This is a genomic window from Blautia sp. SF-50 (assembly GCF_900101315.1).
In the GTDB taxonomy this organism is placed as follows: domain Bacteria; phylum Bacillota; class Clostridia; order Lachnospirales; family Lachnospiraceae; genus Blautia_A; species Blautia_A fusiformis.
Genome location: NZ_FMUW01000017.1, coordinates 1 through 22,031, shown reverse-complemented (window position 1 = coordinate 22,031; position 22,031 = coordinate 1). Strand labels below are relative to the sequence as shown.

Here is a 22,031-nt window from a genome sequence, read left to right as displayed (position 1 = left end):
GCAGGAGGTGTTTTTATATGAAATTTAAATTAAAAGATCCGGGAAGTGCCATAACCCACGGAATCGGCATGCTTCTTGCCGTGGCCGGAGCCACTCCGCTGATCGTGAAGGCGGCCAGAAGCGCAGACGTTCTCCATGTTTTTGCAGTAAGTGTTTTTATCCTTACCATGATCCTTCTTTACCTGGCAAGCACACTTTACCATTCCGTAAACTCTACAGTCAAGGTGAACCGCCGTCTGAAAAAAATGGATCACATGATGATCTTTGTGATGATCGCCGGCAGCTACACTCCTGTATGCCTGATCGTTCTCCACGGACGCACCGGCTATATCCTCTGTGCCCTCGTATGGACCGTTGCCATCATCGGAATGATCCTCAAGGGCTGCTGGATCAACTGCCCGAAATGGCTTTCCTCTGTGATCTACATTGGAATGGGCTGGCTGTGTGTACTTGCTTTTGTTCCGATCTTCCACAATCTGCCCCGCGCAGGCTTCGGATGGCTCCTTGCCGGCGGTATCATCTATACCATCGGCGGTGTGATCTATGCTTTGAAGCTTCCGATCTTCAATGCGAAGCATAAGAATTTCGGTTCCCACGAAGTATTTCATGTTTTTGTGATGCTGGGAAGTGTGTGCCATTTTGTTGTAATGTATTTCTTCGTAGCCGGTATGGCAATCCACTGAGTTACTCTGTAGTCAGATGGATAAAAGCCTCCTCGAATATCTGCAAAACTTAAAGCCCCGGAATACGGGCAGACCTCAGGAAGTTGAAGTTATGACTTCTCTGAAGTTGCCTCGTGTTCCGGGGCTTCTTATTATACCTGATCCGGCCTGTGATCCCGATGATCTCAGCCGATGGTCAGTGTGGAAAGGCCACTGCAGTTAAAATATGCAAATGCACCTATAGTCTGAACGCTGTCCGCAATGTCAAGCTTTACAAGATTTTCGCAGTCTGCAAATGCATAAGGTCCGATGCTGGTAACGCCTTCCTCGATCCGGACCTCTGTTATCTGGTCGCGGTATCCATTCCAGGGGACTTCTTCCTCATTTTGCCATTCATTCATAGCTCCCTGTCCTGTGATCTCGAGAACTCCGTTTTCATCAAGGCTCCAGGATACGGTATTCTCCTCCGCTCCGCAAAAACCACTCTTTTCTCCTGCCGGATCGATTTCTGTTTCCATATCTTCCGATGCTGCGCTCTCCTCAAATGCTGCTTCCGGCTGATCTTCCTGATCATCCGGGAGCATTTCCTGCGGAATGTCCGCTTCTTCATTTTCCGGAAGCTCTATTTCTTCCGGTATTTCCGATGTATCTTGTGTCTCCGGATTATCCGGTGCCTCTGAAACGTCCGCTGTTTCCGTATCATCCGGTACTGCCGGTTCCTCTGACATGTCTGGTGTCTCTGAGATCTCAGATTTATTTTCCGGTTCTGCTTCGGAAATTTCTGCTGCATCCATTGCCGGAGCTTCTCCTGTTTCAATCCCTGTAATGGATTCTGCCGACAGATCCGTCACAGTATCCGATACAGCTTCTGCTGACTCCTCCGCACTGAATGTATCCGCCGCAAAAACACTTTCCATCCATATCCCGCAGGTCAGCATACTGACTGCTGTAAGCCCTGCAAGTATTTTTTTATTTATCCTCATTTCCATGCCTCTACTTTCTGATCCTTACTGCTTTTACCTTGCTCCAGGAAGAATAGTATTTCTTTGTTCCTGATTTTTTGTATGTGCGGATCCTTACATAATACGTTTTGTTTTTCTGAAGCTTTGTCAGCGTGTATTTCGTTTTGGATACTCCGGCCACTGTTTTTTTGCTGCCGGATCTGAAATTTTTGTTTACGGAATACTGGATCTCATATCCGGTCACGTATCGGTTTTTCTTCCATGTGATCTGCGCTTTTCTGCCGGACAGGTTCTTTGCTGTCGTCAGGGTGGTTCCTGCCGGATTCACTGTGACTGTAATACTCTTTGTGGCGGCATTATATCCTGCTGTGGCAGAAGAACGGATCGTGATCCTTGCACTGCCGGTGAATTTTGCCGCAATGGTGATCCTTCCTTGTTTGTCTACTTTTACAGATTTACTGCTGGAAGAATATTTCAGCTGAGCTTTTCCGGAAGCTTTTGCATTGATGCTGATCTTTCTGGCTTTTGCATACCAGGTCCGCCGGATATTGGATGCTTTGATGGTATTGCTGCGTTTCGTTACTTTGATGGTGCAGAATGTGGAACCGGAGGTATAATTGGTTCCCTTTGCAGCGTATGCCATGATCGCCGCGGTTCCTCCGCCTTTGATGGTTACTTTACCGGTGGATGGATCGACAGCTGCAACTTTCGGGTTGCTGGAACTGTAGGTTATGGTTCCATCTGTTGTTTTTTCAGACAGCACACAGAGGAATGGTTTTGTGCCGTATTTTACAGTTATTGTTTTTTTGTCAAATTTCAGGCTCGGCTCTGTCTGTTCGATGAGGAATCCTGCTTTATAGGTTCCGCTGTAATTTCCGGCTCCTGTGATCTCCAGTTCTGCATTTCCCGCATTGGTGTTATTGCTGCATTTTACGGTGTAATCTGTATTTTTCTGCAGTGTATAGTTTCCATCCATGATGACCATTTCCGGTGTTTTTTCGGTTCCGTCATAGGTGTATTTCTGCTCTGTGATCTTGATATCACACAGCGCAAGGCTTCGTTTTGCCGGACTGTTTGTTTTTGGATCCCATGGCACCCAGGTAATGTTTCCACCGTAATCCTGGAGAATATCCAGAGACCAGGTTTTGTCTGTGTATGGATAGTATACGGTTGCAGTTACATTTTTGAAGATGTTATTTCCGAGTTTCGGGCTGTTGCCGTAGAAATAGATATTCTGCAGATTTTTGCTGTCTGCAAATGCGTTGTCGCCTATTTCTGTTACGTTTTCTTTGATATTCAGATCCACCAGGTTTGTACAGTTACTGAATGCGCCCGGTTCGATCACAGTTGCATTTTCCGGAAGTGATTTTCGGATCTCAAAGGTTATTGTGGCTGTTCCTGTATAATCGCTGTCGGTTTTGGCGATCGCAGTGATCTTTGCTGTTCCTGGATTTACATTATCTGCGAAATATACCTGGTAGTCTTTTCCTTCTGTCAGTGTTTTTTCGTTGTAAGTGATGGTTACTGTCGGTGTTTTTTCGGTTCCATCATATACATAGGTCTGTTCTGACAACTGAATGCTGCAGGCTGACAGATCGATCTTCGCTTTTTCCAGTATCGGAAGCTGTCTGTATTCTTTGTGTGATGCATTTCTCCTGCAAACTCTTTCTGCCTGTCCCGGTTCTGTATAAGTTGCAGCCTTTATTGTTTTCCACTCTCCGTAATCATGGCCTAACGCTGCTACTGTGGTCTGGGCCTTGAGTACAGTTCCGCATACGCTGCAATGGCTTCCTTCCGTCTTTCCGGTTGTCTCGCAGGTGGCTGCTACCGCGGCGTCTTTTACTACCTTGTGGCCTGTGGCTACTATGGTTTCTGTGCGTGTTTTCTTGCAGCGGGTACAGGTGTAAGTCTTCGTTCCGGCTGCGGTGCAGGTTGCTGCTTTTGTTATCTTTCCGCCGTCCCAGCTGTGGCCTAACGCTGCCACTGTAGTCTGCGCTTTGAGTACTGTGTTGCAGACGCTGCAGTGACTTCCTTCTGTTTTTCCTGCTGTCTCACAGGTGGCTGCTACCGCTGCGTCTTTTACTGCCTTGTGGCCGGTGGCTGCGATTGTTTCTGTTCGTGTTTTCTTGCAGCGGGTACAGGTGTAGGTCTTTGTTCCGGCTGCGGTACAGGTCACTGCCTTTGTTACTTTTCCATTGTCCCAACTGTGGCCTAATGCTGCCACTGTGGTCTGAGCCTTGAGTACAGTTCCGCAGACACTGCAGTGGCTTCCTTCTGTCTTTCCGGTTGTCTCGCAAGTGGCTGCTACGGCTGCATCCTTTACTGCTTTATGACCTGTAGCTGCGATTGTTTCTGTTCGTGTTTTCTTGCACCGAGTACAGGTGTAGGTCTTCGTTCCGGCTGCGGTACAGGTTGCTGCTTTTGTTATCTTTCCGCCGTCCCAGCTGTGACCTAACGCTGCCACTGTGGTCTGGGCTTTGAGTACAGTTCCGCATACGCTACAGTGGCTTCCTTCTGTTTTTCCGGTTGTCTCACAGGTGGCTGCTACCGCTGTGTCTTTTACTACCTTGTGGCCTGTGGCTGCGATCGTTTCTGTGCGTGTTTTCTTGCACCGAGTGCAGGTGTAGGTCTTCGTTCCAGCGGCGGTACAGGTGGCTGCTTTTGCCACTTTTCCGCCGTCCCAGCTGTGACCTAATGCTGCTACTGTAGTCTGAGCTTTGATCACTGTGTTGCAGACACTACAGTGACTTCCTTCTGTCTTTCCGGTTGTTTCGCAGGTGGCCGCTACTGCTGCATCTTTCACTTCTTTGTGGCCGGTTGCCGCGATTGTTTCTGTTCGGGTCTTCTTACATCGGCTGCAGGTGTAAGTTTTTGTTCCGGTTGCAGTGCAGGTCGCTGCCTTTGTCACTTTTCCGCTGTCCCAGTTGTGACCTAATGCCGCCACTGTAGTCTGAGCCTTTATTACTGTATTGCAGACGCTGCAATGGCTTCCTTCTGTCTTTCCTGTGGTCTCACAGGTAGCTGCTACCGCTGCGTCTTTCACTGCTTTGTGGCCTTCCTTAACAACAGTTCTTGTGCCGAGTTTCTTTAAAGTGCCGCCGCTTCCGGTGCCTGAATTATCAACATACATCACCCAGATTTCCAGAGTATTATTTCCTTCCTTCAAGCTACTTCCAGAAATCTTCACTTCATATGCCCTGGCATTCGGGATTGTCTGTGTAGTGGCATTCGCGGATGTAGTATAACTGATTCCATTTACCACATATTTAAAAAGTGAAATCTCTTTTGAACTGTCTCCGGCCCATCCTTTAAAGATAACCTCCTCACTGTCCTTACAGCTGATCTTCGTATTATCAGCCGGTGAAAGAATCTCGTCACCAGACTGTACTTCCTCCGAAGTATCATCATAAAATTCCACACTTACCGTATAAGACTTCTTTGTAACCCCATCCGGCGCTGTAAGCGTATATACAACCGGGCTGGTAAAATCATGCGTCGAACCATTCCAGAAGTCTGAAGAAAGTCCAGTTCCCATACCTGAGCCATAATCAATCGAAGGCTTCAATTTTGTAACATTCGTCCCCTTCGGCACCCGAAGAACGATCGTATCCTCACCGATCGCACCGATAACATCCTGCTTCAGTCCAGGATTTTCCACCTTCTTAAGCACAAAACTGTAAAATGCAGCCTGATCAGAAGGAACCACATGGATCGTCACAGTCACCTGAATACTCTCCTGTGTCTCTGTATCGCTGATCTTATACTGTGAACTGTAATCTCCGGCTGACGCCGTAACAACACCCGTATAGCCAAAAGCATTATATTTTTCTCCGGGCAGATTCGTGCGTGTCAATCCTGCCGGCAGCTTTTCCTCAATTACTGTAGTCGCATACGTTCCACTTCCACCAGTCACATTATCTGTGCACGGATACTGCACCGCACTTTTTCCTGCACTGACATACAAATCCAGTGCCGGTACAGTCAGCGGACTCCGCACCGTGATCGTCGATGACGCCACAACTACCGAGCCATACTCTGACGGCAGTTTATCCGTCGCATAAAATACGATCGTACTTCCACTGTCATCACTTTCCAGAACTTTATCTGCTGCAACTGTTGTAAAAGATCCATTCTTTCCAAAAGCAACATGAACACCATATTTCTCCAGCTCATCCGCTTTAAATATCGGGGTCTGCGTCCCATCATTATATGTGATCTGCAGTTTTACACCGGACAGATCCAGCGTATTCCCAACTATAAACTGAGTTTTTGCCGGTGCTGCAAGCACGGAAAGCTTCGTTGCTTTTCTGGCTGTTACCGTAATACTTACCGGAATTTCTTTTCCAAAATAATTAAATACCACGGATGTATCCGCAGACTTCAGCGGACCTGTTTTATCATAGGAAAAGCCACTGTAAATATATACATAACGTCCACCTATTGTAGCAAAAAAGCTGGCGCCTGAAGGATCAAACTTCTGGTTTTCACTGTATGTCGTCTTCGGACGCCCGGAAAGCACAATACTTGTAATATCACTGGCAGATGGTTTTTCGACTGTCATAGACCAGCTGATCTGTTTTCCCTTATAATTGATCGTCAGTTCCCTTGTCCCCGTTTCCGAATTTTCAAATCCGGCGATCATATCCTTCGTGATCGTTACTGATGTAGAATTATTAACAATAAGCCTTCCCCAGTACGCCGGAACTTCTCCCACGTAACATTTTGTCGGTACACCGGAAACAGAAAGCGATCTGATCGCCGATGCATCTGCACGTTCCGGCAGTCCATCCTTGGAAATCTGCCAGTCTCCGTCAAAGCTCCAGCCTTTATATGAGTTCGGATCCTTCATCTGCTCTGCTGTAAGAACACCGCCTGTTGTAAGCGTCTGTTCCGTGTTTGTCCCGATGAGCGCTCCCTGGCCGTTTTTACCATAACAGTCCGAAACATGTCCATTCAGACCGATAGCAGAATTGAGTACATTTGCATTTACCTGTGCACAGATCTGACCTGTAACTGCTGTTCCGCCAGTCACGCGAAGCGTACCTGTAAAAGCACACTGTTTCACATATCCGCCCATGTTTCCAAACTGTTCGATCCGGCCGGCAATACCTCCAAGGTAAACCTGATAAGAATTTCCGTTAGCCTGTGTGACAGAAAGATTTCCTCCTGCAACACATTTTTCAATAGTACCAATGTTTACTCCTGCGATACCACCAACATAGCTGTCTGTAGCTGTCATGGATATGGAAATATTTACTCCGGACGAACAGCCGCTGATAGTACCGGCCACCTCATTCTCTCCGACAATCCCGCCAAAAGCCGGATGGCTCATGGAACTGGTAGAGCCCATATGTCCTGTTACCGTTCCGGTTACCCTGCAATCCTGGATCTTACCGGTATTATACTGTGCCACAACACCATGGATATCATGACTGTCATAATCAAAATCCGCAACAATATTCAGATCCTTTATCGTTCCTGCATTCTTCTGGATCAGAGGCTTTTGGAGACCGGTTATTGTGAAACCGGCTCCGTCCAGCGTTCCACTGAAATACGATGCCGAAAAATTTGTCCTTCCGTCTGTACTGATATTTTTTGTCAGACGATAGTATGCTCCCTGGTTCGCCTGGATCAGATTAAGATCATCGATCGAAGATATCTTATATGGATTTGCAGATGTACCATCTCCCTCTGCCGGTGCAAGGGAAGAGCTTCTGCTTCCAATGATACGATAAACAATCCCTGCGGAGCCATCCGTCGGAACGGTAAACTTACCGTTCGACAGCTTCACTAGGATTGCCGATGCTGCCGGCAATGTATGGTTTTCATTGCTGTCCCCTGCATAAACCGGAAATGTCGCTGCCTTTGCCGCAGCAATGGTATCCCCGTAAAAGCTGTATTTACCGGAGCTCTCACCGGCTGCAACTGCCGTATAAAAATCCGCCATAAGCTCCTTAAAAGAAACTCCGGTTACTTTCTCCAGATATTGCTCACAGCTGAGAGAAGAAGCATCGATCGTATAAAACTTTGGAAGCACCTTCATAGGCTGATAGCTTCCTGCCATCCGGTCGATAACATATCTTACAAAAAGATACGGCATTCCATAGTCCTGTGCATTGTCATCCCGGTAATTCTCGTAGATCAGCGAAGCTCCTGAACGGATGACCGTATTACTTCCAATACCATTCAGCCAGCCGCTGCTGTCCGTTCCTCCCCAGAGATAGTCCATGACAGCCACTGCAAGACCCTCATTCAGCCACGAATATCTGCCGGTACTCATAAATCCGGTTTTCAGCCAGAGGATTGCATGCTGTCCCTCATGAACAAGAAGGCCATTTCGCTTTGACATCTCCCCCGAAACATAAGAGGATGCTGACGGTGTGTTGATATGGATCGCTGTGATCCCTTCATCATACATATACATACCGCTGGCGCTGCTTAAAGACTCCAGCAGGATCGACAGCTTGCCGGAGCCATCCTGTGCCGGAAAATCACCTGCACAGAGCTGGTTAAGGATACGGTAAGGCTGACCATCGTAGACAGCTGCCATATCCGCAGCAATCAGAGCTGTTTTCCCTGCGGTATCGTAATCTGCCTTCAGGGTCTCATCCATCCACACATAGCAGTGTTCCCCAACTCCGATGCAGACATATGTTTTTCCATATGTATCATGGCCGTTAGTTCTATAGATGTACTTTTTTTCACCTACCTGATAGGTGGTTGCCGCAGCCTGTACAGCAGTCAGCATCGGTTGGTCATCCTGCATGTATGCCTGCAGCTGATCATCCTCCAGACTCTGTACCTGCCCCACATCTGCTGCCTCTCCCGCAGTTCCCTCTGTTGCCGCCTGCGCCGATGCATTGCTTCCACCCTGCACGACTGCATAATCTTCTGCTTCAGAGTCCGCCGCCTGTGCCGATGTCCCGTCAAACTGCAAGGTTCCCGTATTTCCGGGATTTGTGGTATCTGTGTTAATGATAACTGCATATTTCCCGGAAAATGTTTCTCCTGGCTTACCCTCCTGAACTGCTGCAAAAACCTCTGTTCCACAAAATAACCCCAGAAACAGAAAACAGCACATAAGCCGGAGACAAAAATCTTTTGTCTTTTTCATCCTCTTTCCTTTCCTCTTCTCAGCTGACTGAGTTCTTTGATTTTTGTGTTTATTCTACCATATTCACAATATTCACACAATTCCAAATATTTGATTTTTATTATCATAAAGCGTCTTTTTCTGCCTCCGTTGCAGCTGTCCACCTGCCGTGTATACACAAAAAGAGCGAAAAGCTCTGGTATTGGTATCGTGCAGAACTTTTCGCTCTTATTGAACTACTCTTATTGATATTCAGCATGACTGCCTTCAGCTCCAGTGACGGGTCTGCATCCGGAATTGAAAAGATTTCCGACAGTTTCAAAACTTCATCAGCTCCAGCTTCTTCTCCCTGGTCAGCTGCTTGATCCGGTACTCCCGGCTCATGGCCTCCTCCTTTGTGGCAAAGCCTTCATAATACACCAGCTTCACCGGCCTTTTGGCCCGGGTATATTTGGCGCCTGCTTTGCCTTCATTATGGGCTTTCATCCGCCTGGCAAGGCAGTTTGTCCAGCCGGTGTAGAGCGTGCCGTCCGCACACTGCACGATGTATGTATAGTTCATAGCAGTCTCCTCTTCTGTAAAAAATTTATGCAATACAATGCCAAATGCCAGTACATCTTCAGTAACATCAACCCTGATATTTGCCTTCCTGTAAAACAAATATCTGAACACTTTTCTGGACAGTGTGATCTGTCTTCCGTGATATTTCCTCTCCTGTAAAACAAACATCCAGTCGGCCGCATTCTTTCTATGTAAAGACAGCCACCAGCATTTCTTCAGCAGCCGTCCTTCTATCCTCAAGCAGCCGGCACAATTCATGTATTTCACTTACATCAAAAAAATAAAAGCAGGTCGGGATTCCGGCTGCGGATTTTCCCACCTGCTTTATTATACGGTCATTTCTTATTTCTGTGAATATGGAATTCACTGCATAGCTGCTCTATAGGTATTCATATTCTGATCTTGCTGTATTTCACGATCAATAAGCTCTGCCTACTCCATCACATAATTCTTCAGCACATAAATCTTCCCATCACACTCCACAGCCTCCAACTTCACAGCCTGCTCCTGCGTTTCCGGATAATATCTGGTAGCAAAAACAACCTCTCCGCCATTCACATAAATCTCCACAGCTGTAGTATCCGCAAGAACTCTGATGCTTTCGATCACACCGGACGGAACATGCGCCTTACGTACCTTTCGTCCGGCACCGGCCTTCTCGGAGAGAGTTAAGATCACATCTCCGTCCTGATATTCCAGGAAGAGATTTTCCCCAAGGCTTACTTTACCCTGCTCACCTTTTACCTGAACATCCAGATCAAACGGTCCATTCACCGGAATCTCCGCGCTGGAACCGCTGGCAGAAACGCCAGTCTTTCTCAGCCCGTTCAGTTCTTCCACCGGATACTGATAAAGCATTCCGTTTTTATACGTAACTTCCCTTGGAACAGTCAGGCAATGCTGCCAGCCTTCGCTCTCTGCTGTAGGATTCACATACTCCTCATCTGCATCCGGCATTCCCATCCAGCCGATCAGGATCCGTCTGCCCTTTCCATCCTGGAATGTCTGGGGTGCATAGAAATCAAAGCCGTGGTCCCATTCCCGGAAAGCTTTTTCCTCCGGCTTTCCATCCTTCAGGATAAAGTATCCGGACTGATAGATGTTCTGAAAACGGAACTCTTCTCTGGTCAGTCCCTGGGGAGATACAGAAAGCACCTCCTGTCCCTCAAGAGTGAAAAAATCCGGGCACTCCCACATGTATCCGAATGCCTTCTCTGTAGTAAGCTCACTGTCAAATTTCCAGTTCTTCAGATCTTCGGATCTGTAAAAAAGTACGGCACCCTGGTCGCTTTTCTGACGGCCGCCAAGGATCATCCGGTACTCTTCCCCCTCCTTCCAGACCTTCGGGTCACGGATGTGGCAGGTGTAATTCTCCGGATAATCCTCACAGGAAACTGCAACCTCCTTTGTTCCGAAATGAAGGCCGTCCGCACTCTCCACATGAAGAGTGCTGGACTGTCTTCCGTTATTGATATAATCATAATCTCCATCCATCTTGATGTTTCCTGTGTAGAAAAGATGAAGCTTATCTTTCTCCGCAATGGCAGAGCCTGAGTAAACACCATGACAGTCATAAATGCTGTCCGGCAGAAGCGGAACCCCTTCATATCTCCAGCTGATCATATCTTCACTGGAGTAATGTCCCCAGAATTTCAGTCCACCGTTGGCCTCAAACGGAGAATACTGGAAAAACACATGATATCTTCCCTTGTACCAGCATAATCCGTTCGGGTCATTGAGCCATCCCACAGGCGGCATCAGATGATGGGTCAAACGGTTTGTCTGCATCGTCCTGGCAACTGCTGCCGTTTCCTCGATTTTTCGCACTTCCTCTGCAAGGACCTTGGTCAGAGAACTCATTTTATTTTACCTCCAGTACTTCAGAACCATTATTTACTGTTCCTTCTGCAAGCATTTTTACTTCTTCATAATCATCGGTATTGGTTACGATCAGCGGTGTGGTCACATCATAGCCGGCTGCCTTAATAGCATCCATATCAAAGGTGATCAGTGTCTGGCCTTTTTTGACCACGTCACCGTCCTTTACATGAGCGGTGTAGAATTTACCGCCAAGCTCAACGGTGTCAACGCCGATATGGATCAGCAGCTCCAGACCACTTTCTGTTGCAAGCCCGATGGCATGCTTTGTGTCAAAAATTGTAGAAACCGTAGCGTCACAGGGTGCTTTTACTTCACCTTTGGACGGAATCACTGCCATGCCCCTTCCAAGGACTTCAGATGCAAAGGTTGCATCCTTTACTTCTGAAAGCGGGATCGCAGTTCCCTCAAGCGGGCTGTAGAGGGTCTGTGCACCTGTCTCTGAAGTTTTCTCCTGGGCAATTTCTGCCGGAGCATCTGATTTTTTCTCTGCTTCAATATTTTTTTCAGCTGTTTCCTGTACCTCATCCTTATATCCGAACATCCAAGTAAGCACAAAAGCCACACCAAATGCGATGGCAAACATCAGGATATAACCAACTGGATTATTCAGGCACAGCAGGATTCCGAAGATACCGGTAACACCTGTTCCTGTGGCACCAAGACTGCTAATGGAGGCAAAAAGTGCTCCGCATGCACCACCCAGGCAGCCCATGATAAACGGCTTTCCGAAGCGGAGGTTTACACCGAAGATTGCCGGCTCTGTGATTCCCATGCATGCGCTTAAGGCAGAAGGAACAGCCATGGATTTGATCTTCTGATTTCTGGATTTCAGGCCTACAGCAAGAGCTGCACCACCCTGTGCAATGTTAGCTGCAGATGCAAGTGGCAGCCAGTAGGTAACGCCGAATTTGGCCAGCTGTCCAAGGTCAATGATAGTGTACATGTGATGAACACCGGCAACAACAGTCGGTGCATAAAAGGCACCCATGATAAAGCTTCCGATTCCAAATGGCAGTGCGATCAGCCACTGGATCCCATCCAGAAGTCCGTTCTCAACAGCTACGAAGATCGGTCCGATAATGGAAAGTGTAAGATAACCGGTTACAAAAACACTGACAAGTGGTGTTACAAAAAGATCGAACATTGCAGGTACGATCTTATGAAGTCTTTTCTCGATCTGTGCCAGTACCCATACTGCAATGATAACCGGGATCACATGTCCCTGATATCCCACCATGTCAATGGAGTAAAGTCCAAACCATACCTTCTGCGTTGCCTGCACACCCTCTGTTGCAACAGTCCAGGCATTCTGCAGATTTGGATGGATCATGATCATACCGATAACCGCACCCAGATAAGGGTTGGCACCAAATACCTTCGCACCACTGTAAGCGATAAGAATCGGCAGGAATGTATACGCTGTGTTACTGAAAAGCTGTGCAAATACATAAATGGAACCATTGGTGTTAATATTCAGGAAGCCGTTGTTTACCATGAAGTTCAGGGCTTCCATGATTCCCATCAAAAATCCGCTGGCTACGATAGCTGGGATGATCGGGACAAAAATGTCTCCCAGTGTCTTGATCAGTCTCTGTATCGGATTAGCCTTGGATGCTGCCACCTTCTTAAGCTCATCCTTACTACTCTCTGATATTCCGGCGATCTGGATAAATTCATCATAAACCTTGTTTACAACTCCTGTTCCCAGGATGATCTGCATCTGTCCCTGTGCAAAAAACACGCCCTTCACACCGTCGATATTCTCTACATATTCCTTATCCGCCTTGTCATTATCCGCAATGACCAGACGAAGCCTTGTTGCACAGTGCGCCGCGGAAATGATGTTTTCTTTCTTTCCTACATGATCATAGATTTCCTGTGCTGTCTTTCTGTAATCCATGTCCTTCCTCCTTTTCTGCTACTGTTCCCGGACAGTCATCTCTTTCTTCTTTCCCTTTCTTCGGATCAGATCTGTCTGTTCTTTCTTCAGCTTCCCGGGATTTATTATCTCTGATCCATTGTTTTTCATTTATTTATGAGATTGATTTCATATATCCATTCATACAAGGAACGATAATCTTTCCATTTTTTTAAGTTTTTTGATGATTTTAACACTTTTCAATGGTTTGTTTTATGTTGTTGCTTGCGTTATTATGTGGAATCGTTCTCATATCTTACTTGTATTATAACTACTGCATTATTATTTGTAAATCCGCAACATCTCACAAATTTCTTCGGTCAAAATTGTACATATTCCATAAGAACAGATGCAAGACAGACAAACCAGTCAGGACATCGCAGAAAAAATCTGGCATTTTTCTGTGTTTGCTCAGCCATAACACAGCACCACACAAAAAAGAAGCAGGTCTTTTTCTCCCAAAAGATCTGCTCCTGTTCCACAATAACTTATAATTTCTTCCTCTGTCTGCGAGGATATTCTCTGTTACCTGTGAGATTCCCGTTCCACAAGCTCACATCCCATTTTTATTTCCTTGCTGATCCCGGTATCGTTCTCAATAAGATCAGCCAGCATGGCTGCTGCCTCCATTCCGCTGGTCTTATAATAAAAATGTACCGTTGTCAGCTTCGGTTCCACGATCTTACCCGGAACTCCATCCCCAATCCCTGCGATCTGAACATCCTCGGGAATGCGAAGCCCGATCTCCTTCAAATAAGTCATGGCTCCCACCGCCATAGTATCCGTAGCACACACAAGAGAATCTATGGAAGGCTCCTCCTCAAAAAGCTCCTTCGCCATCTCATACCCGGAATCCATGGTAAAGCTTCCGATCTTCATCCTCTCCGGCACGACCTCCAGCTTAGCTTTATGGATAGCATCCATAAAACCCTTTTTCCTGCAGGCACCAACTGCCTCGTCCTTATCTGTAACGCCGATATAGGCAAACTTTTTCCCCTTCTCCGCCAGCTTCTCCGTGACCTGAAAAGCTGCTTTATGATCATCCTGATAAATACATGGATATCCGTCCAGATGCTGTCCCAGGATCACGATCGGTACCTTATAATCCTTCAGCATCTGTTTATGCTTTCTGGTAAACATGGTAGCAATAAAAACCACTCCGTCCACCTGACGTTCTTTAAACAGAGAAAGGTATTTCAGCTCTTCTTCCACATCATTATTGGTATTGGCCAGAATAAGCTGATATCCTCTCCGTGTAAGAATATCACTGATTCCTGTCACCTCACGGCTTATGGTATCTGAATTGATCTTTGGAAGGATGACACCGATGAGACTGGTTTTTTTGGTCCGCAGTGTCTGTGCCTGGGAGGATGGCTGATATCCTGTCTCCTGGATCACCCTGCGGATGACTTCCTTTTTTTCACTGCTGACATATCCATTATTCAGATATCTGGATACCGTAGCTCTGGAAACTCCGGCAAGCCTGGCTATTTCATTAATGTTCATAACTTATGTACCTCTTCTTTTGTCCTGTTATATCTGTCCTTGTATGCATATTTATAATATAGATTATACACGGTTTCTTTCCGGTAAAAAAGATTCTTTTCCTATGTAAATGGAAATTTTTATTACTGCTCACTCCGTTCTCACTAATACGCTTCACAAGGCAGAGGATACGGGATGCATATACCTCCCATCCCGTATCCTCCATACTCTGTTTCTAAAAATCTCCCCGGCATATCTGTTTTTCGGTTTTCCCTGTCATTCCAGATATTCAAACGGATCTACCGGCACGCCATCCTTTTTCATTGCAAAATAAAGATTCGGGCCTTCTACAGAATAATATTTGGTAGGTGCACTGATATTTCCGATCACTTCACCCTCCTTTACTGTGTCACCTTCTGCCACAGTAAGGTCCTTCAGCTGCCCGTATACTGCCTGATAACCATTTCCCAGCTCCATAGTGACAGTCGTTCCCGTGCAAGCATCCTGTACAACAGAAAGCACCTGACCATCTGCCGCCGCATACACCGGCGCATCCTCCACTGCCTGCAAAGCAATGGCAGAGCTTACACGATACTGATCCAAAGTCGGATAATATACGGTTTCATCCATATTGTAATCCACAAGAACCGTTCCTCTGACCGGCCATTCCATAATGGAATCCTCCGTAAAATCCAAAGCCTGTGCCGCAATTCCGACAGCTGAGGTCTCTGCGGTATCTGTGGAAGCTCCAGCTCCGTTATTCACCGCTCCCTCTGCCGATGTATTTCCGGCATTATCTGCTGTATTTCCAGTGCCATCTGTGCGGCTTCTGTCTGCACCTGCTGCCGCAGACACACTCCTATCCTCCGTACCACTTCCATTATCTGCATCTGCCGCTGCATTTTCGGCTGTACCACTTCCTGCAGTCTCACGGATGCTTCCTGTCACTCCATCTGCTCCGGCTTCTGAAGCTCCTGACAGACCTGCTTCATCTCCGGTTTCTCCATCAGAGTTCTCATCCTGTGCTGCATCCTGCCAGCCATCTCCGGCAGCTGCCGCATCCTCTGCGTTTTCCCCGTCCGAAAGCTCCTCTTCCAGCCCGGTCTCTTCTACCTGTACAGAATTTTCCTCCTGGGGATTTTCTGCGATGGGCTTTGTTCCAAGCTGATAAACAGTAATCCCAAGTGCCGCCACTGCTGCCAGAACACCTCCGTTGATAATACCTCTCACAATTTTACTTTTCATATTCTTTCCACCTCTGTCTGATATGTTCATTTTCAGTAACAGAAAAAGCAGTAAAGCTGCCGTTTCGGTCACCATTTCTATATCTATAGAGTGTCCAGAATATGGCTGTCTATTCATTTTTTGAATATTTTTTTATCAGACGTTGCTTCGGATGCCTGACTTTCTTTAATCCTCAGCTTTCAGCTCCATCTCCGGAAAATATTTTTTCAGGATCTCCTCCGCACTGCTTCCGTTTTTTGCCATCTCATTTCCACCAAACTGGGAAAATCCCACACCATGACCGCTGCCACGCACTCGCAGATAATAAATATCATCCTTTTTCTTCAAACTGAAATTCGCGGATTCCAGTCCCATTCCCGCTGCAAAGCTTTCTCCCTCCAGAAGTGTTTCCCCAATCGTAAGCTCTGTCACATAACCGGCACTGTCCCGTTTTTTGATCTTCAGCTCCCCGGAAAGCTGCCCCGCAGGAATTTCCACGATTTTTATATGATCCGGAGATTTTTTATCCTCACTGCTATCTGCCGATTTCAGATATGTATACGCCTCATCATGAAAAGCTTCTTCCCCGCTGCGGGTTTTCCCTGCGCTTCTCTTATGCCAGGGAGTCAGCCTCACTTTTCCTTCATATGTAAGTACCTGTCCATCCGTCTCTTTTGCTGCCTGTTCATAGATCTGCCTTTTTTCTGCAAAAAAATATCTCCAGACTTCCTCTGTACTTCCGTTTTCCCTCAGGATCTCTGCCAGATTTTTCCCCTCACCCAGCCACCTTTGAATATTCGACCGTGCGATCACAGTCTGCGCTTTTATGGTTTCTTTTTTCATATCCGGGGAAATCTGCGAAAAAACAATGACCGGGAGATATTCTTCCATATCCGGCACCCTCTCTGCCAGGACCCTCTCCGGTCCATTAATGGTTGCCGCCGAAAAATAAGGAAGAACAATTGCTAAAAACACCAGACAATATCGAAGAAGCGCATATTTTTTCATAAAAACACCATAAGCGTTCTTTTTCCTAATATATGTTCTTTTGCCAAAAATTATTATTTGCTGTATACTATAGCAGTTCTATGAATCAATGCATCAAAAAAAGTTATTCCGAACATGCTGCAGTAATTTATGGAAATGCTATGTATCAATCCAAAAAGTATCTGCAGTGATCAGTCCTGCTCACCGCTTATTGCTTGCCACGAATGGAGGTATCACACACCATGCTTGCCATCTTTCTCGCACCATTATATATTCTCATTAATATTTATATCGTCCGTTGGATGATTTTATGGATGGGTGCCTGCACTCATTTTTTCCAGACCTTTGCGTTCCGGGCATGCTTTGCAGGTGTTTATATTTTTCTGTCCACTTCTCTTCTGACCTGTTTTCTCATCCGGAAGCCACCTGCGCTCCACCGCTTCCTGAAAAATACGGCAAATTATTTTCAGGGAACATTTCTTTACATCCTGATCGTAATCGTAACTACAGATCTCTGCAGACTGATCCTGAAGCATACGCTTCATCCGGCCTGGATGTATTCCCGGAAAGCCTTCGTAGTCACAGGCGCTGTCTGCACCCTTCTGATCATTGGTGTCAGTCTCTATGGGATTTTTAATCAGTGGAATATTAAGACAAAAACTTATGATGTGAAAATAGACAAGCAGGTGAAGGGAATGGACTCCCTGAAGATTGTCCTGCTCGCAGACATTCATTTCGGTTACAGTATCGGAGAAAAACATGCCGGGCTTCTTGTAAAAAAGATCAACGCCGAAGATCCGGATCTGATCTGTATTGCCGGCGATATTTTTGATAACGAATATGAAGGGATCAAAAACCCGAAAAAAACAGCGGCCATTCTCCGTTCGCTGAAATCCAGATACGGCGTTTATGCCTGTTGGGGCAACCATGATCTCAGCGAACCGATTCTGGCCGGTTTTACCTTCCGCAATGCAAAAAAAGATTATGATGATCCCAGAATGCGGAATTTTCTGGAATCTGCCAACATCCGGCTTCTCGATGACGAAACCGTCCTCATAGATAAACGGTTTTATCTGACAGGCCGTAAGGATCCTTCACGCTGCCGAAAAATGTCCGACACCCGTAAGGATCCTGACCAGCTTACAGCCTACCTTGACAAAACACTCCCGATTATTTTTATGGATCATCAGCCCGGTCAGCTGGATGAAGTGGCAGCCGCAGGCGCAGACCTTGATCTCTGCGGCCATACTCATGACGGCCAGCTGTTCCCTCTGAACATCATCACCGGCCTGGTCTGGGAAAATTCCTGCGGCTACCTGAAAAAGGGGACTATGCACAACATCGTTACCTCCGGTGCCGGCATATGGGGCCCGAATATGCGTACTGCCACAAACAGCGAGATCTGTTCGATCACAGTACATTTTTATCCTGCCAGACCTAACTCCTCTGATCCCTCATAAATATCTTCCACCGGCAGCTCCTCCGCACTCTCACTATCCTCTTCTGTTATTTCTGTTCCGTCATTTTCTTCTTCCGTTTCAGAGTCCTTCGGAAACTCAATTACTTCAGCCGTATCACCACTTTCTGATATCTCCGGCTCTTCACTGGAATCATCAAATATCTCTTCCTCAGTATTATCGTCCGTCTTTCCTTCTTCAGAACTCATATTGAGTTCCTCGCTGCTCTCTTCTTCAGCTTTCTTTTCACTGTTTCGGATGATCTCAAGGGCTTCTGTTTCTGAAATAATGCCTGAATTATCTTCCATTGCATTTGCTTCCGGCACTTCATAATCATATACAAAGGTATTGACTGGCATAAGCTTGTTTGACTGCACATCATAATCAAATACATGCCACAGGTATCCTTCCCTGTTAACCGGTACATTTGCCTGGTAGATCTGTTTTCCACCCCGGTAAACGGTTACTTTGGCTGACGAAGCAGATAATTCTGTACTCGCATCATCTTCACCGTTTGTATAATCGTATACATAAAAGCTATATTTTCTTCCGGTGAAGCCTTTGTATATGGTTGTTGTTTCCGGTCCATAGCTGCTTGTATCATCCAGATCCAGATTTGCTATTACATCTCCATCCTCTGAATATGCATTTTTATCCCTGTAGTATACATGGAAGTAGTCATCTCCGTTTTCATCAGCAGGTCCCAGCAGATGAGAATCCAGGTCTCGCGGAGTTTCTCCCCATGTAAGCACGATCTGAAGAAGTCCCTCATCTCCTGCACTGATATTGGTCGGTGACATTGTTACATCACGTTCACTGCATGCATTTGCCTGAACTACAACATTGATATGGGCAGAAACAAAATCTTCATTGCTTGCATTCAGCGTATAGTTTCCGGCTGGCACGGTCAACGTATAGGTTCCATCTGCTGATACGCCTTCTTTCACAGTCTCTCCGATCACATTATCCCAGCCCTTACGTAATTCATAAGTTACATTTTCTATATTTCCACCGGTCATGGAATGAATAAATCTTCCACTCAGCTCACCATCTCCGGCTTCTGCTCTGGATACCATCAGGAAAGATTCTGCGTATGTGATCTGGTTCGCTGATACTTCCATGGAACTGCTCTCATATTTCTGGTAACCGGTTGCTGTGACAACAATTTTGTAGGTTCCTTCATCAAGATCATTAAATGAATAAGTTCCATCTTCTTTCGTGAAAGTTTTTTCAACCTTGACTGTTCCGGAATATGCTTCCACGCTGGCATTTTTTACAGGAGCTTTACTGTTTGAATCCAAAACGCTTCCCTCAATGCTTCCGGCTCCGACTGTACATTTATCTACCAGTGTTCCATTTTCAAAATGAACCTTCAATTTTAGTGGATTATCGTCATCATCAGACAGAAAATCCTTGGACAACGTATAATGCCATACCGTTTTCAGGAACTTTCCGACCACCGTATCCGGATTCAACTCACCCGCTGCGTAAATATAGGTTCTTACATCAGAACAAAGCACATTTCCGGCATCACGAACTGTATAGGATACGCTTGCCTTTGCCGCAGGTCCTACCTTAATATCAATTCCTGCCAGATCCCATGTCTCCAATGCAGTCAAATTTAATCCAAACTGAAGACCGCATTTCGCAGATCCTTCTATTGTGACCGGTGTCAAAGTCTGACTGAAATCATGGATAAATCTTCCATTTCCATCTTTGAATTCATATCCGCCAGTTGCTTCAACGGAATATTTCACAACAAACTGCCCGGACACATCATAAAACAGAGAAACCACCAGATCTGCAGAAAGACCAGTTGTACCAAGCTTTATAGGAACTCGTCCCAGTTCAAGTACATCGCTGACTGTTTCCATAGTTCCACTTGCATGTTTGATCTGCTGCTCTGAATTCACGCCACTTATATAAAGTCCGCCTTCGAAATCAGCTTTTCCTGTAACTGACGCAATAAAATGCTTTACCTCTATCTTTCCCCAGCTAAATCCGGCATCCAGCTTACAGCTTACATCCGGAATCGTAACAGCAACAGAACCGGACAGCTTCACCTTTGTGATATTCTGGACTTTTAATGCAATATCTGTATCTGTTCCCATTTCCTTTGCAGAAAACAGTGCAACCTTTCCGGTTTCCAGATTTTTATAAGCATTTCCGTCTTTTACTGTGATCGTATAAGTTCCGTCACTGTTCTGGACAACATTGTATATATTTTGGGAAGTATCTTTGACTTCAACTACATTTGCTGGCATGCTGATTCCTAAGATCAACATCAGGATCAGCATCAGCGGCAGCAATTTTTTTGACGCACTTTTTCTCTTCATAAGCACTTTTCCCTTCTGCTGTACTATGCTATAATGTTCATCAATTATAAATTTTCGAGATCATTCGAAATCATTTATAATTAATCCCCCGTAAATTATCAGACTATCAACCAAGAAAGGAGAAAAATCATGAGTGTCACCGTAAATCCAAAAGCCCGACAAATTTTACCGGTTATTCTGGGCTGCTGCGTAATTGGAACTGTTTTTTTTCTGGCAATAACTATCTGTTCCGCCATAAAATATCATGATTACGTACCTGTAGATGCTGTTATATCATCTGTCAGCCGCTCAAATAATCCTAACAAGCCTCATAGTTCCAATTATCATAACTATGTGAAGTACTCTTACACCTACAAGGAACAAAATTACACAGCTGACCGAATCGAGTTTTTACGCCTTGGCAAAGCCCCCGGAAAGCATGTTCAGATCAAATGTGATCCGCAGAATCCAAACCAGATCCAGAATATCTATTCTATGACCATCTCTATTGTCTTCCTAGTAATCCTGATCATAACAGATTTCCTGCTCATTCTTATGATAAAGTCTTAATACTGTACAGCTATGCTCTAATTTTGTCGAAAATGTCCATAATATTTTTTTTATCGCATTGACATACTCCTACCATTGAAATCCTACTCGATGGCTCTGCTGATTCGTTCGTCAGTACGTAATTTTCTATGATATAAAAAAGACGGTTACGCTGAATCACAACGTAACCGTCTTCCTTTATACTATACTCGCACAGATATAAAACAAAATTCCCACCTACTGCCTTGAGCAATAAATGGGAATTTATCTGATCCACTTAAAAAGTGAGGCATCGGGGATTCGAACCCCGGACAACTTGATTAAAAGTCAAGTGCTCTACCGACTGAGCTAATACCCCATATTAAATTAATTAATACTCAGGCTTTTTCTAACCAGCCGTTCGCATGTTTTACATTAAAACATGCCCAGAGCCGGAATCGAACCAGCGACACGAGGATTTTCAGTCCTCTGCTCTACCAACTGAGCTATCTGGGCATAAGTAGCGGGGACAGGATTTGAACCTATGACCTTCGGGTTATGAGCCCGACGAGCTTCCAGACTGCTCCACCCCGCGTTATTAAATGTTAAAAGCCGATGATCGGACTCGAACCGATAACCTGCTGATTACAAATCAGCTGCTCTGCCAATTGAGCCACATCGGCATTTAAGTGGATGGAGAAGGATTCGAACCTTCGAAGGCGGTGCCAACAGATTTACAGTCTGCCCCCTTTGGCCACTCGGGAATCCATCCATAATCTATGGGACCTATAGGGCTCGAACCTATGACCCTCTGCTTGTAAGGCAGATGCTCTCCCAGCTGAGCTAAGATCCCATATTTAATTCATTACAGCTAAGCTGTAACGACCCAGAAGAGACTCGAACTCTCGACCTCCGCCGTGACAGGGCGGCGCTCTAACCAACTGAGCCACTGGGCCAT

At 45.9% G+C, this 22,031-nt stretch carries 12 protein-coding genes and 7 tRNA genes; 3 read left to right on the top strand and 16 right to left on the bottom strand.

The features are described from left to right. Nucleotides 1-17: 17 nt before the first annotated feature. Complete coding sequence (gene trhA, locus BLP57_RS11350) at nt 18-683, top strand: PAQR family membrane homeostasis protein TrhA (RefSeq protein ID WP_022426134.1); 666 nt, start codon at nt 18-20, stop codon at nt 681-683. Between the two features lie 164 nt (nt 684-847). Here trhA and BLP57_RS11345 read toward each other — a convergent pair whose 3' ends face one another. The 8 genes from BLP57_RS11345 to BLP57_RS11295 form a co-directional block, all read right to left on the bottom strand. After that, on the bottom strand, nt 848-1,645 hold the full coding sequence (locus tag BLP57_RS11345; protein WP_173739825.1) for a leucine-rich repeat protein: 798 nt from the start codon (nt 1,643-1,645) through the stop codon (nt 848-850). A 10-nt stretch (nt 1,646-1,655) separates the two neighbouring features. After that, on the bottom strand, nt 1,656-8,738 hold the full coding sequence (locus tag BLP57_RS11340; RefSeq protein WP_092071849.1) for a leucine-rich repeat protein: 7,083 nt from the start codon (nt 8,736-8,738) through the stop codon (nt 1,656-1,658). 297 nt (nt 8,739-9,035) lie between these two features. Continuing rightward, on the bottom strand, nt 9,036-9,278 hold the full coding sequence (locus tag BLP57_RS18745; RefSeq protein ID WP_022426137.1) for a GIY-YIG nuclease family protein: 243 nt from the start codon (nt 9,276-9,278) through the stop codon (nt 9,036-9,038). A gap of 432 nt (nt 9,279-9,710) precedes the next feature. Continuing rightward, nucleotides 9,711-11,138, bottom strand: a complete 1,428-nt coding sequence (locus tag BLP57_RS11320) for a glycoside hydrolase family 32 protein (protein WP_092071839.1) — start codon at nt 11,136-11,138, stop codon at nt 9,711-9,713. 1 nt (nt 11,139) lies between these two features. Beyond that, nucleotides 11,140-13,059 carry a PTS beta-glucoside transporter subunit IIBCA gene (locus BLP57_RS11315; protein ID WP_092071836.1) on the bottom strand — a complete coding sequence of 640 codons (1,920 nt, stop codon included), beginning with the start codon at nt 13,057-13,059 and terminating at the stop codon, nt 11,140-11,142. 543 nt (nt 13,060-13,602) lie between these two features. Then, nucleotides 13,603-14,583, bottom strand: a complete 981-nt coding sequence (locus tag BLP57_RS11310) for a LacI family DNA-binding transcriptional regulator (RefSeq protein ID WP_021652887.1) — start codon at nt 14,581-14,583, stop codon at nt 13,603-13,605. Between the two features lie 255 nt (nt 14,584-14,838). Beyond that, entirely contained in the window at nt 14,839-15,807 is a 969-nt protein-coding gene (locus tag BLP57_RS11300) for a M23 family metallopeptidase (RefSeq protein WP_092071894.1), read from the bottom strand. Nucleotides 15,808-15,972: 165 nt separating this feature from the next. Next, nucleotides 15,973-16,794, bottom strand: a complete 822-nt coding sequence (locus BLP57_RS11295; RefSeq protein WP_092071828.1) for a SpoIID/LytB domain-containing protein — start codon at nt 16,792-16,794, stop codon at nt 15,973-15,975. A gap of 281 nt (nt 16,795-17,075) precedes the next feature. Between BLP57_RS11295 and BLP57_RS11290 the strand changes: the two genes are divergently transcribed. Beyond that, complete coding sequence (locus BLP57_RS11290) at nt 17,076-18,233, top strand: metallophosphoesterase (protein WP_242872618.1); 1,158 nt, start codon at nt 17,076-17,078, stop codon at nt 18,231-18,233. Here BLP57_RS11290 and BLP57_RS11285 read toward each other — a convergent pair. Next, a complete protein-coding gene (locus BLP57_RS11285) occupies nt 18,197-20,566 on the bottom strand; it encodes a carboxypeptidase regulatory-like domain-containing protein (RefSeq protein ID WP_092071824.1) in 2,370 nt (789 codons plus the stop codon). The genes BLP57_RS11290 and BLP57_RS11285 overlap by 37 nt on opposite strands. Before the next feature lie 129 nt (nt 20,567-20,695). On the opposite strand from BLP57_RS11285, the gene BLP57_RS11280 reads away from it, so the two are divergent. Then, nucleotides 20,696-21,115 carry a DUF3592 domain-containing protein gene (locus tag BLP57_RS11280; RefSeq protein WP_092071782.1) on the top strand — a complete coding sequence of 140 codons (420 nt, stop codon included), beginning with the start codon at nt 20,696-20,698 and terminating at the stop codon, nt 21,113-21,115. 264 nt (nt 21,116-21,379) lie between these two features. Here BLP57_RS11280 and BLP57_RS11275 read toward each other — a convergent pair. From BLP57_RS11275 to BLP57_RS11245, 7 genes are all read right to left on the bottom strand, one after another. Beyond that, nucleotides 21,380-21,452: transfer RNA gene (locus BLP57_RS11275), tRNA-Lys, on the bottom strand. 64 nt (nt 21,453-21,516) lie between these two features. Further along, nucleotides 21,517-21,589 (bottom strand) — tRNA-Phe (locus BLP57_RS11270). Between the two features lie 5 nt (nt 21,590-21,594). Then, nucleotides 21,595-21,668 (bottom strand) — tRNA-Met (locus BLP57_RS11265). A gap of 15 nt (nt 21,669-21,683) precedes the next feature. Continuing rightward, a tRNA-Thr gene (locus tag BLP57_RS11260) sits at nt 21,684-21,756 on the bottom strand. 7 nt (nt 21,757-21,763) lie between these two features. Then, nucleotides 21,764-21,845 (bottom strand) — tRNA-Tyr (locus BLP57_RS11255). A gap of 8 nt (nt 21,846-21,853) precedes the next feature. After that, a tRNA-Val gene (locus BLP57_RS11250) sits at nt 21,854-21,926 on the bottom strand. A 29-nt stretch (nt 21,927-21,955) separates the two neighbouring features. After that, a tRNA-Asp gene (locus tag BLP57_RS11245) sits at nt 21,956-22,029 on the bottom strand. Between the last annotated feature and the right edge of the window lie 2 nt (nt 22,030-22,031).

Bases quoted from the DNA above. Each gene is read 5' to 3' on its own strand.
- trhA (WP_022426134.1), top strand. From the start codon at position 18: ATGAAATTTAAATTAAAAGATCCGGGAAGTGCCATAACCCACGGAATC.
- BLP57_RS11345 (WP_173739825.1), bottom strand. From the start codon at position 1,645: ATGAGGATAAATAAAAAAATACTTGCAGGGCTTACAGCAGTCAGTATG.
- BLP57_RS11340 (WP_092071849.1), bottom strand. From the start codon at position 8,738: ATGAAAAAGACAAAAGATTTTTGTCTCCGGCTTATGTGCTGTTTTCTG.
- BLP57_RS18745 (WP_022426137.1), bottom strand. From the start codon at position 9,278: ATGAACTATACATACATCGTGCAGTGTGCGGACGGCACGCTCTACACC.
- BLP57_RS11320 (WP_092071839.1), bottom strand. From the start codon at position 11,138: ATGAGTTCTCTGACCAAGGTCCTTGCAGAGGAAGTGCGAAAAATCGAG.
- BLP57_RS11315 (WP_092071836.1), bottom strand. From the start codon at position 13,059: ATGGATTACAGAAAGACAGCACAGGAAATCTATGATCATGTAGGAAAG.
- BLP57_RS11310 (WP_021652887.1), bottom strand. From the start codon at position 14,583: ATGAACATTAATGAAATAGCCAGGCTTGCCGGAGTTTCCAGAGCTACG.
- BLP57_RS11300 (WP_092071894.1), bottom strand. From the start codon at position 15,807: ATGAAAAGTAAAATTGTGAGAGGTATTATCAACGGAGGTGTTCTGGCA.
- BLP57_RS11295 (WP_092071828.1), bottom strand. From the start codon at position 16,794: ATGAAAAAATATGCGCTTCTTCGATATTGTCTGGTGTTTTTAGCAATT.
- BLP57_RS11290 (WP_242872618.1), top strand. From the start codon at position 17,076: ATGATTTTATGGATGGGTGCCTGCACTCATTTTTTCCAGACCTTTGCG.
- BLP57_RS11285 (WP_092071824.1), bottom strand. From the start codon at position 20,566: ATGAAGAGAAAAAGTGCGTCAAAAAAATTGCTGCCGCTGATGCTGATC.
- BLP57_RS11280 (WP_092071782.1), top strand. From the start codon at position 20,696: ATGAGTGTCACCGTAAATCCAAAAGCCCGACAAATTTTACCGGTTATT.